This is a genomic window from Streptomyces sp. NBC_01320, from assembly GCF_035974375.1.
Lineage (GTDB): Bacteria > Actinomycetota > Actinomycetes > Streptomycetales > Streptomycetaceae > Streptomyces > Streptomyces yanii.
Genome location: NZ_CP108390.1, coordinates 8,975,139 through 8,990,864, shown reverse-complemented (window position 1 = coordinate 8,990,864; position 15,726 = coordinate 8,975,139). Strand labels below are relative to the sequence as shown.

Sequence of the window (15,726 nt, the reverse complement as noted above, 5' to 3'; positions counted from 1 at the left end):
GCCTCAGGCGTCCGCCGCGCCGTCGGAGCCGCCACGGCCGAGCCGCTCGCGGACCCGGTCCACCACGTCCGCGTACCGCGCCTCCGCGCCGTACCGCGTGGGCCGGTAGTAGTGCTTGTCGCGGACGGCATCGGGGGCGTACTGCTGGGCGGCGATCCCGCCGGGGACGTCATGCGGATACACGTAGCCCTGTGCGTGCCCCAGTGCGGCGGCGCCCTTGTAGTGGCCGTCGCGCAGATGGGCCGGAACCGGACCGGCCAGCCCCTTCCGTACGTCCTCCTGGGCCGCGAAGATCGCGAGCGTCGCCGCGTTGGACTTGGGGGCGAGCGCCAGCGCGATCGTGGCATGGCTGAGGGTGAGTGCCGCCTCCGGAAAACCGATCATGGCCACGGCCTGGGCGGCAGCGACCGCCGTGGGCAGGGCCGTCGGGTCGGCGAGGCCGATGTCCTCGCTCGCGGAGATCATCAGCCGCCGGGCGATGAAGCGGGGGTCCTCCCCCGCCTCGATCATCCGGGCCAGATAGTGCAGCGCGGCATCCACGTCGGAGCCACGGATCGACTTGATGAGGGCGCTCGCCACGTCGTAGTGCTGGTCGCCGTCCCTGTCGTACTTCACCGCTGCCCGGTCGACGGTCGCCTCGACGGTCTGAAGAGTGATCTCCTTCTCCTGCATGGCGAGCGCCGCGCCGGCCGCTGCCTCCAGCGCCGTCAGCGCGCGCCGCGCGTCTCCCCCGGCGATCCGCAGCAGATGCGCCTCCGCGTCCTCGGGCAGGGTGACCGCGCCTCCGAGTCCGCGCTCGTCGGTCAGGGCGCGGTGCATGAGAGCGCGCAGGTCCTCGTCCGTGAGCGATTCGAGGGTGAGGAGCAGCGAGCGTGACAGCAGTGGCGAAATGATCGAGAAGTACGGGTTCTCGGTCGTCGCGGCGATGAGCGTCACCCAGCGGTTCTCCACGGCCGGCAGCAGGGAGTCCTGCTGGGCCTTGGAGAAGCGGTGGATCTCGTCGAGGAAGAGGACGGTCTCCTTGCCGTAGCCGCCGGTGGCCCGGCGGGCGCCCTCGATGACGGCCCGCACTTCCTTGACGCCCGCGGTGATCGCGGAGAGCTCGACGAAACGCTTGTTGGTGGCCTTGCTGACCACGTACGCCAAGGTCGTCTTGCCGATGCCGGGCGGCCCCCAGAGGATCACCGACGACGGGCCGGCGGGCCCGCCGCTCCCCTCGCCGACAAGGCGGCGCAGCGGCGAGCCCGGCTTGAGCAGATGCTGCTGGCCGACGACCTCATCGAGCGTACGGGGACGCATCCGGACAGCGAGTGGGCTGCTGGACGGGTCCTTCTCCTGGCGGTCTTCGGCGGCTGCGGTAAAGAGGTCGGGCTCCACGACGTGAAAGCCTATGTCACGGCACTGACAACGCCGCCGGGCCGGTCCCCGCCCGGGACCTGCCGGTTCAGCTGGTCCAGAAGTCCCACCAGCGGGTCAGGATCAGCATGCCGATGATGCCGACCCAGAGGACCGGCGGAACCCAGTGGAACTCCGTCAGTCCGTTGCGCAGCCAGTTCGGCGCGGGAAGGATCCGGTTCTTGATGTTGTGCGTGGTGACGTAGCAGAACATGAAGATCGTGGCGACCCACGCCAGGCAGCACCACAGGCAGAGCGAGTTGATGTTGTAGAGCGACTGGTACTGCAGCCAGGTGCAGAAGCCGACTCCGAACAGGGTGCCCGCGTTGAGTCCGAGCCAGTACCAGCTGCGGAACCGGGCCCCGGCGAGCAGCGCCATGCCGATCCCGATGACCACCGAGTACGTGGCGAGTCCGAGCATCGGATTCGGGAACCCGAAGGCGGACGCCTGCTCGCTCTTCATGATGTTGCCGCACGAGACCACGGGGTTGAGGCTGCAGCCCGGGGTGAAGGAGGGGTCCTCGAGCAGCTTGAACTTGTCGATCGTGATGACCCAGGCGGCGAGGAGCCCGGCAGCGCCTGTGATCACCAGCAGCAGTGCGAACGCGCGACTGCCGCCGATGGTCCTCTTCCCGCCGTCCTCGTCCTGGTCGGAGGAGGGATGGTCAACCGCTGCAGTCGTCATATCGCCGTTCCGTCAGTGAGTGGCCTGCTGGCATGGTCATTGTGCCGCACCACCGCTCGGGTCAACCGTTCGGTGAACATAAACATGTACACATGACTGCACGGAACCAGGGGCTCCGCGAGCCGCTCCACGCCATGACCGAATTCACCGAGGACGTGCATGGCCCGCCCAAGCGCTCCGGCGAAGTGACCGCGCCGGACGGGCTCGACCTGGGGATCCGTCCCGGCGAGGAGCCGGCGCCCCCGGTCGAACGGCGCCGGGAGGAGCACCGCGGCGGAGATCCTCCAGGGGCATCGCAGCCGCGACGCGGGAACGGTCTCGGCGCTCGGCGCGGCCCCGTGTCCGCCGACCGTCGTCGGCGTTCCGGGTCGAAGTCGGCCGGCAGGATGAATCGGCACCCGCCGAATTGACGGTACGGGAGAGGGTGGTGCACTTCGCCCGCTCCTGCCCGCGGCCGCGCGACGCCACGGACGTCATCGCGATGGCGGGTCCGGAGCAGTACGCGGACACCTGGATCACAGCGTTCTCCTGGGGTCGGCGCCGCCTCGACGTGGCACTCGGTGTGATCGGTTCCCCCGGCCACATGGTGCTCGACGAGCCCACCACCGGTTTCGATCCGCCGGCCCGCCGACGATTCCGGGAGCTGCTCCGGCACCCACGCCCTGTGCCCGCCCGGCGGACCGGGCGGGCACAGGGAAAACGGTGGATCAGGCCAGCTTCTGCTGGATCTCGGCGACCAGCGCGTCCAGCGCGACCGGCTGCTGCTCGCCCGACTCCATGTCCTTGAGCTGAACCACGCCGTCGGCGAGATCGCGCTCACCGGCGACGACGGTCAGACGCGCACCGGATCGGTTGGCGCTCTTCATCGCCCCCTTGAGACCACGGCTGCCGAACGCGAAGTCGGCGGCCACGCCCAGCTTGCGAAGCTCCGTCACCTTGGCGAAGAGCACCCTGCGGGCCTCCTCACCGAGCGGCACCGCAAAGACGCTGGTGGACGCGGGCAGTTCGAGCTCGATGCCCTCCGCCTCCAGTGCGAGCACCGTGCGGTCCACCCCGAGCGCCCAGCCGACCGACGGGAGCGCCGGGCCGCCGATCATCTCGGACAGACCGTCGTAGCGGCCGCCGCCGCCCACCGCGGACTGCGAGCCGAGTCCGTCGTGGACGAACTCGAAGGTGGTGCGGGTGTAGTAGTCGAGGCCGCGGACGAGCTTCTCGTCGTCCTCGTACGCGACACCGGCGGCGGTCAGCAGGTCGCGGACCTCCTCGTGGTACGCCTTGCACGCGTCGCACAGGTAGTCGCGCAGCACCGGGGCGCCGACCAGCTGCTTCTGCACCTCGGGGCGCTTGTCGTCGAGAACCCGCAGCGGGTTGAGCTCGATGCGGCGGCGGGTGTCCTCGTCCAGCTCGAGCTCGCGCAGGAAGCCCTGAAGGGCGTCCCGGTAGACGGGGCGGCATTCCTTGTCGCCCAGCGAGTTCAGCAGGATCCGGAAGTTCTGCAGGCCCAGGGAGCGGTAGGCCTGGTCGGCCAGGATGATCAGTTCGGCGTCCAATGCCGGGTCCTCCGCACCGATCGCCTCGGCGCCGACCTGCGAAAAGTGCCTGTAGCGGCCCTTCTGCGGGCGCTCGTAGCGGTAGTACGAGCCGGAGTACCAGAGCTTGACCGGCAGGTTGCCGAGCTTGTGGAGGTTGGCCTCCAGTGCGGCGCGCAGCACGGACGCGGTGCCCTCGGGGCGCAGCGCGAGCTCGGAGCCCCCCTTGGTGGTGAGGGTGTACATCTCCTTGGACACGATGTCGGTGGACTCACCGACACCGCGCGAGAAGAGCGCGACGTCCTCGAAGCCGGGCGTCTCGATGTAGCCGTAGCCGGAGTTCTTCAGGGGTGCGGAGATCGCCTCGCGCACCGCGAGGTACTTCGCGGAGTCGGGCGGGGTCAGGTCGTACGTGCCCTTGGGGGCTTTGAACGTGCTCACAGTCTGTCTCTCGTCACATTCCTCGTCGGGGCGCGTCCATACCGTGCAGATACGGGTTCGTTGCGCGCTCGCGGCCGATGGTCGTCTGGGGGCCGTGGCCGGACAGCACCACGGTCGAGTCGTCGAGCGGCAGGCACACACGGGCCAGCGACTCGAGCAGCTCGGCGTGGTCGCCGCCGGGCAGGTCGGTGCGTCCGACGGAGCCGGCGAAGAGCAGGTCGCCCGAGAAGAGCACCTGCGGAACATCCGCGGCCTCGGGCATCCTGAACGTCACCGACCCCTTGGTATGGCCGGGCGCATGCGCGACACCGAACTCCAGACCGGCCAGCTTCAGGAGGGCGCCGTCGCTCAGCTCCTTGACGTCGTCCGGCTCCCCCACCGTCAGCTCGCCCATGAGCGGCATCCCGATGGAACGGCCGAGGGCCTTCTCCGGGTCGCTCATCATGTATCGGTCCTGGGGGTGGATCCAGGCGGGAACGTCATGCGCGCCGCACACCGGGACGACGGAGGCGACATGGTCGATGTGGCCATGGGTGAGCACGACGGCGACGGGCTTCAGCCGATGCTTCTTCAGCGTCTCCTCGACTCCTTGCGTGGCCTGGTGGCCCGGGTCGATGATCACGCACTCCTCGCCTGCGGCGGGGGCGACCAGGTAGCAATTGGTCCCCCAGGCCCCGGCGGGGAACCCGGCAATGAGCACGATCGTCCTTAATGGTCGTCCGACGGAGGGCTGCGGTGACCGCGACCGAGGAGGTCGCGGCAGTTCAGAGCCTACCGGCGCTCCTCATTCCACAGCTAACCCATATACGGTACGGGGCAACCCAGGCCCGATCAGACGACGTACAAGGAGATCACCCGGTGGTCAGCAGCGATCAGCGGCGGCGGCAGCTCGCCAGGGAGAAGTTCGAGCGGCAGCAGCAGCGCCGGGAGGAGGCCCGCCGGAGGACGAGGCGACTCACTGTCGTCATCTCATCGGCGCTGGCCGTGGTGGCGGTCGTCGGGGTTGCCGCGTACGTCTCCGTCGGCGGCGACGACAAGGACAAGAAGAGCGACGCGGCCGCGAGCGCGAGCCCGTCCGCGTCGCCCTCGGCGAGCGAGAGCAGTGTGCCCGAGCCTGCGATGAAGATCGACAAGAAGGCGAAGTACACGTTCTCGCTGAAGACGAACCAGGGCGACATCGCGTTCACGATGGACGCGGCGAAGACCCCGCACACGACGAACTCGTTCAAGTCCCTCGCCGACAAGGGCTTCTTCGACGGTACGAAGTGTCACCGGCTGACCACGCAGGGCATCTTCGTCCTGCAGTGCGGTGACCCGAAGGGCGACGGCACGGGCGGCCCCGGCTACACGATCCCGGACGAGAACCTGACCGCGCTGGGCAAGGCGGGCAAGGACGGCACGGTGACGTTCCCGGCGGGCACGGTGGCGATGGCCAACACCGCACAGCCGCACACCGGCGGCAGCCAGTTCTTCCTGGTGTACAAGGACACCAAGCTGCCGCCGACCTACACGCCGTTCGGCACGATGGACGCCGCCTCGTTGAAGGCTGTGCAGAAGGTCGGGGCCGCGGGTGTCACGGGCGGTGCTGCCGACGGTGCTCCGAAGAAGGCCGTCACCATCTCCAAGGCGGCCGTCGACAAGGTCTGATCCGACGCCGAGGGCCTGACCGGCGGTGCCGGCCCGGCCCTCGGCGTGCGGGCCGAAGAATTTCGGCCGCGCTGAGTGCGGACAGCCGGGCGGCCGGTCGCCTAGATTGGCGTTGTGCAGGGCGGGCGCGGCCCGCCCCAGGAAACTGTGGACGATGCCAGGGGGGTGAACCCTCTCACAGGCATCAGGTGGAGGAGGCGCTGTGAGCAGCGACCCGTGGGGCCGTGTCGACGAGACGGGCACCGTGTACGTGCGTACAGCCGATGGCGAGCAGGTTGTCGGATCGTGGCAGGCCGGTTCTCCCGAGGAGGCTCTGGCCTACTTCGAACGCAAGTACGAGGGCATCGTGGTCGAGATCGGCCTCCTCGAACGGCGGGTGAAGACCACCGACCTGTCGGCGAAGGACGCGACGACCGCCATCGAGCATCTGCGTCAGCAGGTCGACGAGCATCACGCCGTCGGCGACCTCGACGCGCTCCGGAGGCGGCTCGACGCGCTGGTCGCGACGGTCGACTCCCGTCGCGAGGAGCGCAAGGCCCAGAAGGCGAAGCAGACCGACGAGGCGAAGCACGCCAAGGAGGCGCTGGTCGCCGAGGCCGAGGAGTTGGCGCAGAGCGAGCAGTGGCGCTCTGCGGGCGAGCGGCTGCGGGCACTCGTCGACACGTGGAAGGGCCTGCCGCGGCTCGACCGCAAGTCGGACGACGAGCTGTGGCACCGCTTCTCGCACGCGCGCTCGGCGTTCTCCAAGCGCCGCAAGGCGCACTTCGCGTCGCTGGACGCCCAGCGCGAGGAGGCTCGCAAGGCCAAGGAGAAGCTGGTCGTCGAGGCCGAGGCGCTCTCCGGTTCCACGGACTGGGGAACGACGGCCGCGCGTTACCGCGATCTGATGACGGAGTGGAAGGCGGCGGGCCGAGCCCAGCGCGAGGCCGAAGACGATCTGTGGAACCGTTTCCGCGGTGCGCAGGACGTCTTCTTCGCGGCCCGTGGCGAGGTCTTCGCCGAGCGGGACGCGGAGCAGGGCGAGAACCTCAAGCTGAAGGAGGAGCTCGCGGTCGAGGCCGAGAAGCTGGTGCCGGTGAAGGACCTGAAGGCGGCCAGGGCCGCGTTCCGTGCCCTCAACGAGCGCTGGGAGGCCATCGGCCACGTGCCGCGCGACGCGCGTCCGAAGGTCGAGGGGCGGATGCAGGCGGTGGAGCGGGCGCTCCAGGAGGCCGAGGAGTCGGAGTGGCGCCGGACGAACCCGGAGGCGCGTGCGCGCGCCGCGGGTCTGACCGGGCAGCTTCAGGCGGCCGTCGACAAGCTGCGTTCGCAGATCGACACGGCGCGCGCCGCGGGCAACAACGCCCGTGCCGACAAGCTGGCCCGTGAGCTGGAGGGCCGTCAGGCCCTGCTGGACCAGGCCCTGAAGGGCCTGGAGGAGTTCGGCGGCTGACAGCTGTTCAGACAAGCCCGAAGGGCCCTCCGTCGGTGACGGAGGGCCCTTCGGCGTTTCGGTGGAGGGCCTGCCGGCATCGGGGGCGGACGAGGGTGTCCGCAGCGCCGCCGTGGTCATCGGGGAGCCGGCCGCCGATGCGACGACGAGCCTCACGCCTGAGAGCCTGTCGGGTGACCTTCGATCGGATAGCTGACGCGGTCTGGTGCGTGCGATTCCAAGGCGGCGGAATGTCCTCGGATGGGGTCTCCCCTAGCTCGAACGAAGCCGAGAGCTTAGGGAAGGAGCTACTAGGACATTTCGGCAACGCGGGAAGCGTGCGTGCCAGGGCGTGACCGCCCGATCAGAGGTCACCCGACAGGCTCTGAGCGGGCGGACGGGCGCGACGCACCGCAGCCCCCCGCGCGGTCGGGCGGGAGGCTGCGGGGGCGGTCGGGGTCAGGGCCTGCGGGCCGAGGTCACGCGGTAGACGTCGTAGACGCCCTCCACGCCCCGTACGGCCTTCAGCACGTGTCCGAGGTGCTTCGGGTCCCCCATCTCGAAAGTGAACCGCGAGGTGGCCACCCGGTCCCGTGAGGTCTGTACGGCCGCCGACAGGATGTTCACGTGCTGGTCGGACAGGACGCGAGTGACGTCCGAGAGCAGCCGCGACCGGTCGAGGGCCTCGACCTGGATGGCGACGAGGAAGACCGAGGACTGGGTCGGCGCCCATTCGACCTCCAGGATCCGCTCGGGCTGCTGCGACAGCGAGTCCACGTTGACGCAGTCGGCCCGGTGCACGGAGACGCCGCTGCCACGGGTGACGAAGCCGATGATCGGGTCGCCGGGAACGGGCGTGCAGCAGCGGGCCAGTTTGACCCAGACGTCCTCGACGCCCTTGACGACCACACCCGGGTCGGCGTTGGAGCGGCGCTTGCCGCGGCTGCGCGAGGGCGGCGCGCTCTCCGCCAGGTCCTCATTGGCCGCGTCCTCGCCGCCGAGCGCCTGGACCAGCTTCTGCACGACACCCGCGGCCGCGACATGGCCCTCGCCGATCGCCGCGTACAGGGACGAGATGTCCGGGTAGCGCATCTCGTGGGCCAGGGTGACGAGCGAGTCGCCGGTCAGGATCCGCTGGATCGGCAGGTTCTGCTTGCGCATGGCGCGCGCGATGGAGTCCTTGCCCTGCTCGATCGCCTCGTCGCGGCGTTCCTTGGAGAACCAGGCGCGGATCTTGTTCCGGGCACGCGGCGACTTGACGAAGCCCAGCCAGTCCCGGGACGGTCCGGCGCCGGCCGCCTTGGAGGTGAAGACCTCCACGAGGTCGCCGTTGTCGAGGGTGGATTCGAGCGGTACGAGCCGCCCGTTGACCCGTGCCCCTATGGTCCGGTGGCCGACCTCCGTGTGCACGGCGTACGCGAAGTCGACCGGGGTCGCGCCCGCGGGCAGCGCTATGACGTCGCCCTTGGGCGTGAAGACGAAGACCTCGTTGCGGGAGAGGTCGAAGCGCAGGGACTCCAGGAACTCGCTGGGGTCCTCGGTCTCCTTCTGCCAGTCGAGGAGCTGGCGCAGCCACGCCATGTCATTGACGGTGTCCTGGCCGCGGCCGGTGTTCTTGGGTACGTCGGTGCGGACCTTGGATGCGCCGGCGACGGCCTCCTGCTTGTACTTCCAGTGCGCGGCGATGCCGTACTCGGCGCGGCGGTGCATGTCGAACGTACGGATCTGCAGCTCGACGGGCTTGCCGCTGGGACCGATCACCGTGGTGTGCAGTGACTGGTACATGTTGAACTTGGGCATCGCGATGTAGTCCTTGAACCGGCCGGGGACCGGATTCCATCGCGCGTGCACGGTGCCGAGCGCCGCATAGCAGTCACGGACGGTGTCGACGAGGACGCGGATGCCCACCAGGTCGTAGATCTCGGCGAAGTCCCGGCCTCGCACGATCATCTTCTGGTAGACGCTGTAGTAGTGCTTCGGCCGTCCGGTGACGGTGGCCTTGATCCGGGCGGCGCGCAGGTCGGCCTGGACCTCGTCGGTCACTATGGCGAGGTATTCGTCGCGCTTGGGGGCCCGCTCGGCGACGAGACGGACGATCTCGTCGTACATCTTGGGGTAGAGGATCGCGAACGCGAGGTCCTCGAGCTCCCACTTGATGGTGTTCATGCCCAGGCGGTGGGCCAGGGGCGCGTAGATCTCAAGCGTCTCGCGGGCCTTCTTCTCCTGCTTCTCCCGCTTGAGGTAGCGCATGGTCCGCATGTTGTGCAGCCGGTCGGCGAGCTTGATGACGAGGACCCTGGGGTCCTTGGCCATGGCGACGACCATCTTGCGTACGGTCTCGGCCTGCGCCGCCTCGCCGAACTTCACCTTGTCCAGCTTGGTCACGCCGTCGACCAGCAGCGCGACCTGGTCGCCGAAGTCCCGGCGCAGGGTGTCCAGGCCGTACTCGGTGTCCTCGACCGTGTCGTGGAGCAGACCGGCCATCAGCGTCGCCGGATCCATGCCGAGCTCGGCGAGGATGGTCGTGACGGCGAGCGGATGCGTGATGTACGGGTCGCCGCTCTTGCGCTTCTGACCGCGGTGCCAGCGCTCGGCGACCTGGTAGGCGCGCTCGATCTGGCGCAGCGTGGACGTCTCGATCTTGGGGTCGTTGCTGCGGACCGCGCGCAGGAGCGGTTCGAGGACCGGGTTGTACGGGCTGGAGCGCTGCACTCCGAGCCGGGCGAGCCTGGCCCGTACCCGGTTGGAGGAGCCGCTGGAGCGGCCCGGAACGACCGGGGCCACGGGCTTGGCGGCGGGCTTGGCCGGGGGCTTCGGGGCGGCCGGAGGCGGGGAGACGGGGGCTGGCTGGGCAGGGGAAACCGGCGCGGGCCCGTGCGCCCTGGGGGGAGTCTGCGAGGCGCTGCTCACCGGTTCGGGAGCCGGGGGCTTCGGCTTCTCCTTCGCCGCGGGCTGCTTCTTCCCGGGCGTGGCTGGGACCGCCGCGGGCTTGTCGGGCTGCGGGGCGGCGACTGGCTGGGCCTCGTCTGGCAAGAGCGCTCCTCATGCGGATCCGGACTCCCGGAAAGGCCATCGTATCGACCCTGCGGCCGGACCTCCCCCGGGGACCGTGGGACCCTCACAACGCGGGACGGGCCCCAGGGTGTTCCCGGTGCCCGTCCTGTGTGTGCCGGTGTGCCGCTGCCCCAAGGGCGGCAGGGGCTGAGCGGCGGCGCGACGCATGAGGCAGGGCCCGGCCCGGCTCCTGCGAACGTGGGTGCGAATACCGCAGACGCACCATCGGGTGCCCGGAAATTGTTCCGGGCACCCGATGCATGCGTGACGGTCTCAGACGCGGATGAGCGCCTCCAGCGGAGCACCGGCCAGACCGGACTCCAGACGCGCCCGGCCGTCGAGGAAGCCGAGCTCCATGAGAACCGCGACGCCCGCGACCCGGGCGCCGGCCCGGCGGATCAGCTGCAGCGATGCCTCAGCGGTGCCGCCGGTGGCAAGGACGTCGTCGATGACCATGATCTGGTCCTCGGCCGTGAGGTCCTCCGCGTGTATCTCGATCTCCGCGGTGCCGTACTCCAGCTCGTACGCCTGGCTGAGCGTGGCGCCGGGCAGCTTCCCCGCCTTGCGGACAGGTACGAAGCCGAGCCCGGCCCGGACCGCAACCGGCGCCGCCAGGATGAAGCCGCGCGCCTCCAGACCGACGACCTTCGTGGCGCCGTGCCGTACGCACAGCTCCGCGAGGGCGTCGGTGAGGGCCGTGAACGCGACCGGGTCCGCGAGCAGCGGGGTGATGTCCTTGAACATCACGCCCGGCTTCGGATAGTCCGCCACGTCACGGATACGGCTGAGCAGCAGTTCCCTGGTGCTCTCGGTGGTGCTGGTCATCGACGCTTCCCCGGGGTCCGGCCGTGGCCCCTGGGGGGCTGCTGGCGCTGACCGACGACCGCGGCGGCGGGCGCGGGTTCCTCGATGACGTCGTCCTCGTACGACTGCTCGTCCTCGGCCGACTCGCCCTTGGCGGCTGCTGCCGCGCGCTTGGCGAGGATCCGCTTCTTCAGGGCCTTCATCTGCGGCTCGCGTTCCTTGAGGTCGGCGACCAGCGGGGTGGCGATGAAGATCGAGGAGTACGCGCCGGCGGCGAGGCCGACGAACAGCGACAGCGAGATGTCGTTCAGCATGCCGGCGCCGAGGACACCGCCGCCGATGAACAGCAGGCCGGCGACCGGCAGCAGCGCCACGACGGTGGTGTTGATGGAGCGGACCAGCGTGCCGTTGATCGAGCGGTTGGCGATCTCGCTGTACGTCCAGCGGGTCTGCTTGGTGATCCCCTTCGTGCCCTCCTTGAGGCTGTCGAAGACGACGACCGTGTCGTACAGGGAGTAACCGAGGATGGTCAGCAGACCGATCACGGTGCCCGGGGTGACCTCGAAGCCGACCAGGGCATAGATCCCGACCGTGATCGTGATGTCGTGGATCAGTGCGACCAGGGCCGCGATGGCCATGCGCCACTCGAACGCGATGGCCAGGTAGATCACCACGAGGATCATGAAGACGCCGAGGCCGGTCCAGGCCTTGTTGGCGATCTGCTCACCCCAGCTGGGGCCGACCAGGTCGGCGTTGATCTTCTCCTCGGGGACCTTGAGGTCCTTGGAGAGCTCCGCCTTGATCGCGTCGGACTTCGACAGGTCGACTTCGGTGATCTGAATACGCAGCGTGCCGTTGCCGAGCTTCTGGACGATCGCCTGGTGGCCGGAGGCGGAGGTCGCGGATTCCTCCGCCTGGGCGACCGTGGCACTGGTCGACGGCGTGGTGAAGACCGCGCCGCCCTTGAACTCGATCCCCATGTTGAGTCCGCCGACCGCCAGGGCGACGACAGCCGTGATGGTGATCAGGATCGAGATGCCGTACCAGATCTTGCGGCTTCCGATGAAGTCGTAACCGACCTCGCCGCGGTAGAGCCGGGCGCCGAGGCTGCCGAGTCGCGACATCTCACGCCTCCTTCGGGTCGGTGGGGGCGTTGACACGGCGCGAGCGGCGCAGCGGCGGCTTGGCGCCGAGCCGCTTCGGGTCCAGGCCGGACCACGGGTGACCGCTGGAGAAGAACTTCGTACGGGCCATCAGCGTCATGACGGGCTTGGTGAAGAGGAACACCACGACCACGTCGAGCAGGGTGGTGAGACCCAGCGTGAAGGCGAAGCCCTGGACCTTGCCGACGGTGACGATGAAGAGCACCGCCGCGGCGAGGAACGACACGAAGTCGGAGACCAGGATGGTGCGACGGGCACGCGGCCAGGCACGCTCGACGGCCGGACGCAGGGTGCGGCCCTCGCGGATCTCGTCCCGGATGCGTTCGAAGTACACGATGAACGAGTCCGCGGTGATACCGATCGCCACGATGGCACCACAGACCGCGGGGAGGTTCAGCGCGAAGCCGATGGCCGGGCCGAGCAGCGACATGAGTGTGTAGGTCAGTATGCCGGAGGCAGCGAGGCTCAGGAGCGCGATGAGCGCCAGACCGCGGTAGTAGGCCACCAGGTAGATGACGACCAGGGCCAGACCGATCGCACCGGCGATCAGACCCGCCTGGAGCTGCTCACCGCCGAGCGCCGCGGTGACGGTGGTGACCGTGTCCTCGCGGAAGGACAGCGGGAGCGCACCGTAGGACAGCACATTCGCCAGGTCCTGGGCGGACTGCTGGGTGAAGCTGCCGGAGATCTCGGCGCTGCCGCTGAGCGTCTCGTTCACCTGGGGCGCGGAGACGACCTCGCCGTCGAGCGCGATGGCGAACTGGTTCATCGGCGACTGCTGCGTGGACAGCTTCGAGGTGATCTTCTGGAACTTCTTCGAGCCCTTGTCGGTGAAGTCCATCTGCACGATCCACATGCCGCGCTGCTGGTCGATCGCGGCCTTGGCGCTGCCCACGTCCGTACCGGAGACCTCGGCCGGGCCGAGGACGTACTTGGCGTCGCCCTCGGAGCTGCACGCGACCGTGGTGTCGGTGGGCTTCACGTTGGCACCGGCCTTCGCGCGACCGGCCTTGGTGGAGCAGTCCAGCTCCGCGAACTTCTTCTGCAGCTCGGCGGTGGCCGGGTCGACCGAGGCCGACGGGCTCGCGGACGCCTTCGGCGTGCCGGAGGCGCTGGGGCTGGGCGACGTGTCCTTCGTCAGCGCGCCAGTGACCGCGCGGCCCTGGGTGGTGGCGCTCGCCGAGGGAGTGGCCTTGGATCCGGAGGCCGTCTCCTTGCTGCTGGGCGACGCGCTCGGCTTCGGCGAGCCGGAGGCCGAGGGGCTGGCGGTGCCGGTGGGCGTCGCCTTGCCCTCGGTGACGGCGAGCACGGGCCGGAAGTAGAGCTGGGCGGTCGTACCGACCTGTTCCCGGGCCTGCTTCGAGTTCGTTCCCTTGGGGATGTTGACGATGATGTTGTCCCGGCCCTGGGTCTGGACCTCGGCCTCGGAGACACCCAGACCATTGACACGGCGTTCGATGATGCTGACCGCGGTGTCCATGTTGGTCTGGTTGATCGCGTCCGGCTTACCGGGCTGGCTCTTCGCCTTGAGCGTGATCGACGTGCCGCCCGCCAGGTCGATACCCAGCCGTGGCGTGGTGTGACCGGACAAGAACATCCCGCCGGTGAGCGCGACCATGGCGATCAAGATCAGAGCCAGGGCGCGCCCCGGCCTGCCCTGACCGCCGGACGGCCCTCGGCCCTTCTTCGGTGCTGCCACCTTCTCGTTTCTCCCTGTCCAACCGCCCCGCGCCGGGTGTGCGCCCGAGCGGCCACGAAGTGTTGTGGGGACCTGCCCCCGCAGAAGATCGCACGGTCCCGGGCATGCCGGACGCCGGTGGGCTCACGGCATCCCCGGGTCGCGAATTACTTCGCGTCGGCCTCGCCGTCGGCCTTGCCCTCGGACTTCTCGTCGGCCTTGGCGTCCTTCGGCTCGACGTCGCCGGCCTCGGCCTTCTTGCCCAGGTCGATTTTGGCATCGTCCGCGCCGTCCGCGTCGGTGTCGACGTCCGTGTCGGCCTCGACGTGCTCGGTCAGCGAGGACGCGTCGTCCGGCACGACCGCGCCGTCGAACCCGTCGTCGTCACCGTGGACGATGCGGTTGTACTCCGCGTCGTCGAGGACGGCACCGATGGCGTTCTTGGCGTAGATGGCGTGGACGCCGGGCGCGACCTCGAGGAGAACCGTGTCGTCGTGAAGCTCCTTGACGGTGGCGTACATGCCTCCGATCGTCCGAACGCCGGTGCCGGGCTGCATCTCGTTGCGCATCTGCGCGGCGGCAGCCTGCTTCTTCTTGGCGGACCGGGTCATCAGGAACATGGCCCCGATGAGCACGATGAAGGGGAGGAGAGTCACGGGATTCACGGGACGATTTTCCTTCGCACGACCGCGCTGGAATGCGGCCTGATCTACGGGGGTGGGTATGCCGCCCTGTACTGGCGGCATCGGCGGAGTCTAAGCGAGTCCGCATCGATGGAACAACGCCCAGCATCGCACCCTGGTTCCTGTCCGGGCGAACCTGTGACGCATCACGCCCCGAACAGACCCTGTTGTCCCTTTCCGCCGTGCTGAGGGGGGACGAGACCGAGATGAGCCCAGGCCGCAGGGGTGGCGACCCGGCCCCGCGGCGTCCTGGCCAGCAGTCCTTCCCGTACCAGGAAGGGCTCCGCGACCTCCTCGACCGTCTCGCGTTCCTCCCCCACGGCGACCGCGAGGGTGGACAGACCGACCGGTCCGCCGCCGAAGAGCTTCAGGAGCGCGCCGAGCACCGCCCGGTCCAGTCGGTCGAGACCCCGGCCGTCGACCTCGTACACCCCGAGGGCGGCGGAGGCGACGCCGCGGTCGATCCAGCCGTCCGCCTTGACCTGGGCGTAGTCGCGGACGCGGCGCAGCAGCCGGTTGGCGATACGGGGTGTGCCGCGGGAGCGCCCGGCGATCTCGGCCGCCCCTTCGGCGTCTATCGCGACGTCGAGGAGGCGGGCGGAACGGTGGATGACGCGTTCCAGTTCGGCGGGGGCGTAGAACTCCATGTGACCGGTGAAGCCGAAGCGGTCGCGCAGCGGGGGCGGCAGGAGTCCGGCCCGGGTGGTGGCGCCGACGAGGGTGAAGGGCGGAAGTTCCAACGGAATGGCGGTGGCACCGGGGCCCTTGCCGACGATGACGTCGACGCGGAAGTCCTCCATCGCCATGTAGAGCATCTCTTCGGCGGGCCGTGACATGCGGTGGATCTCGTCGAGGAAGAGGACCTCGCCCTCCTGGAGGGAGGAGAGGATCGCGGCGAGGTCGCCCGCGTGCTGGATGGCGGGGCCCGAGGTGATCCGGATCGGGGCGCCCATCTCGGCGGCGATGATCATGGAGAGGGTGGTCTTGCCGAGGCCGGGGGCGCCGGAGAGCAGGACGTGGTCGGCGGTGGCGCCACGGGCGAGGGCGGCCTTCAGGACCAGGTCGAGCTGTTCGCGCACCTTCTCCTGGCCGACGAATTCGTCGAGGTCCTTCGGCCGCAGGGCAGCTTCGACCGCCGTGTCCTCGCCGTCCGCGTCGGCGTCGACGAGCCGCTCGTCGAGCCGCTCGTCGGTGTCGGGTCCGGTGTCGTCCCAGTTCATTCGGTCAGTCCCGCCT

At 69.4% G+C, this 15,726-nt stretch carries 13 protein-coding genes; 3 read left to right on the top strand and 10 right to left on the bottom strand.

Annotated elements, in window-relative coordinates; translation table 11 throughout:
- Positions 1-3 precede the first annotated feature (3 nt).
- Together OG395_RS40915 and OG395_RS40910 are read right to left on the bottom strand one after the other, a co-directional pair.
- Positions 4-1,377 carry a replication-associated recombination protein A gene (locus OG395_RS40915; protein ID WP_327247418.1) on the bottom strand — a complete coding sequence of 458 codons (1,374 nt, stop codon included), beginning with the start codon at positions 1,375-1,377 and terminating at the stop codon, positions 4-6.
- Between the two features lie 67 nt (positions 1,378-1,444).
- The gene (locus tag OG395_RS40910; protein WP_327247417.1) at positions 1,445-2,080 is read right to left on the bottom strand and encodes a vitamin K epoxide reductase family protein; all 636 of its coding nucleotides are present in this window, start codon (positions 2,078-2,080) and stop codon (positions 1,445-1,447) included.
- Between the two features lie 92 nt (positions 2,081-2,172).
- Here OG395_RS40910 and OG395_RS40905 point away from each other — a divergent pair, with 92 nt between their 5' ends.
- Positions 2,173-2,490, top strand: coding sequence for a hypothetical protein (locus OG395_RS40905; RefSeq protein WP_327247416.1), 318 nt, complete (start codon positions 2,173-2,175; stop codon positions 2,488-2,490).
- 297 nt (positions 2,491-2,787) lie between these two features.
- On the opposite strand, the gene hisS is transcribed toward OG395_RS40905, so the two are convergent.
- Both hisS and OG395_RS40895 read right to left on the bottom strand, forming a co-directional pair.
- Complete coding sequence (hisS, locus tag OG395_RS40900) at positions 2,788-4,050, bottom strand: histidine--tRNA ligase (RefSeq protein ID WP_327247415.1); 1,263 nt, start codon at positions 4,048-4,050, stop codon at positions 2,788-2,790.
- A 13-nt stretch (positions 4,051-4,063) separates the two neighbouring features.
- Positions 4,064-4,750, bottom strand: coding sequence for an MBL fold metallo-hydrolase (locus OG395_RS40895; RefSeq protein ID WP_266987922.1), 687 nt, complete (start codon positions 4,748-4,750; stop codon positions 4,064-4,066).
- A gap of 158 nt (positions 4,751-4,908) precedes the next feature.
- On the opposite strand from OG395_RS40895, the gene OG395_RS40890 reads away from it, so the two are divergent.
- Positions 4,909-5,697, top strand: a complete 789-nt coding sequence (locus tag OG395_RS40890; RefSeq protein WP_327247414.1) for a peptidylprolyl isomerase — start codon at positions 4,909-4,911, stop codon at positions 5,695-5,697.
- Positions 5,698-5,899: 202 nt separating this feature from the next.
- Entirely contained in the window at positions 5,900-7,129 is a 1,230-nt protein-coding gene (locus OG395_RS40885; protein ID WP_266987918.1) for a DUF349 domain-containing protein, read from the top strand.
- 438 nt (positions 7,130-7,567) lie between these two features.
- Here the strand turns inward: OG395_RS40885 and OG395_RS40880 are convergent, their stop codons facing one another.
- The 6 genes from OG395_RS40880 to ruvB all read right to left on the bottom strand — a co-directional run bounded on the left by OG395_RS40880 (position 7,568) and on the right by ruvB (position 15,710).
- A complete protein-coding gene (locus OG395_RS40880; protein ID WP_327247413.1) occupies positions 7,568-10,141 on the bottom strand; it encodes a RelA/SpoT family protein in 2,574 nt (857 codons plus the stop codon).
- Positions 10,142-10,435: 294 nt separating this feature from the next.
- Positions 10,436-10,987 (bottom strand): adenine phosphoribosyltransferase, encoded by a 552-nt coding sequence (locus OG395_RS40875; protein WP_266987914.1) that lies wholly within the window; start codon positions 10,985-10,987, stop codon positions 10,436-10,438.
- Positions 10,984-12,090 (bottom strand): protein translocase subunit SecF, encoded by a 1,107-nt coding sequence (gene secF, locus OG395_RS40870; RefSeq protein ID WP_266987912.1) that lies wholly within the window; start codon positions 12,088-12,090, stop codon positions 10,984-10,986. The genes OG395_RS40875 and secF overlap by 4 nt, the downstream gene beginning before the upstream one ends.
- 1 nt (position 12,091) lies before the next feature.
- Positions 12,092-13,828, bottom strand: a complete 1,737-nt coding sequence (gene secD / locus OG395_RS40865) for a protein translocase subunit SecD (protein ID WP_327247412.1) — start codon at positions 13,826-13,828, stop codon at positions 12,092-12,094.
- Positions 13,829-13,974: 146 nt separating this feature from the next.
- Positions 13,975-14,472 carry a preprotein translocase subunit YajC gene (gene yajC / locus OG395_RS40860; RefSeq protein ID WP_327247411.1) on the bottom strand — a complete coding sequence of 166 codons (498 nt, stop codon included), beginning with the start codon at positions 14,470-14,472 and terminating at the stop codon, positions 13,975-13,977.
- Between the two features lie 164 nt (positions 14,473-14,636).
- On the bottom strand, positions 14,637-15,710 hold the full coding sequence (ruvB, locus tag OG395_RS40855; RefSeq protein WP_327247410.1) for a Holliday junction branch migration DNA helicase RuvB: 1,074 nt from the start codon (positions 15,708-15,710) through the stop codon (positions 14,637-14,639).
- Between the last annotated feature and the right edge of the window lie 16 nt (positions 15,711-15,726).

Bases quoted from the DNA above. Each gene is read 5' to 3' on its own strand.
- ruvB (WP_327247410.1), bottom strand. From the start codon at position 15,710: ATGAACTGGGACGACACCGGACCCGACACCGACGAGCGGCTCGACGAG.
- OG395_RS40875 (WP_266987914.1), bottom strand. From the start codon at position 10,987: ATGACCAGCACCACCGAGAGCACCAGGGAACTGCTGCTCAGCCGTATC.
- OG395_RS40910 (WP_327247417.1), bottom strand. From the start codon at position 2,080: ATGACGACTGCAGCGGTTGACCATCCCTCCTCCGACCAGGACGAGGAC.
- secF (WP_266987912.1), bottom strand. From the start codon at position 12,090: ATGTCGCGACTCGGCAGCCTCGGCGCCCGGCTCTACCGCGGCGAGGTC.
- OG395_RS40905 (WP_327247416.1), top strand. From the start codon at position 2,173: ATGACTGCACGGAACCAGGGGCTCCGCGAGCCGCTCCACGCCATGACC.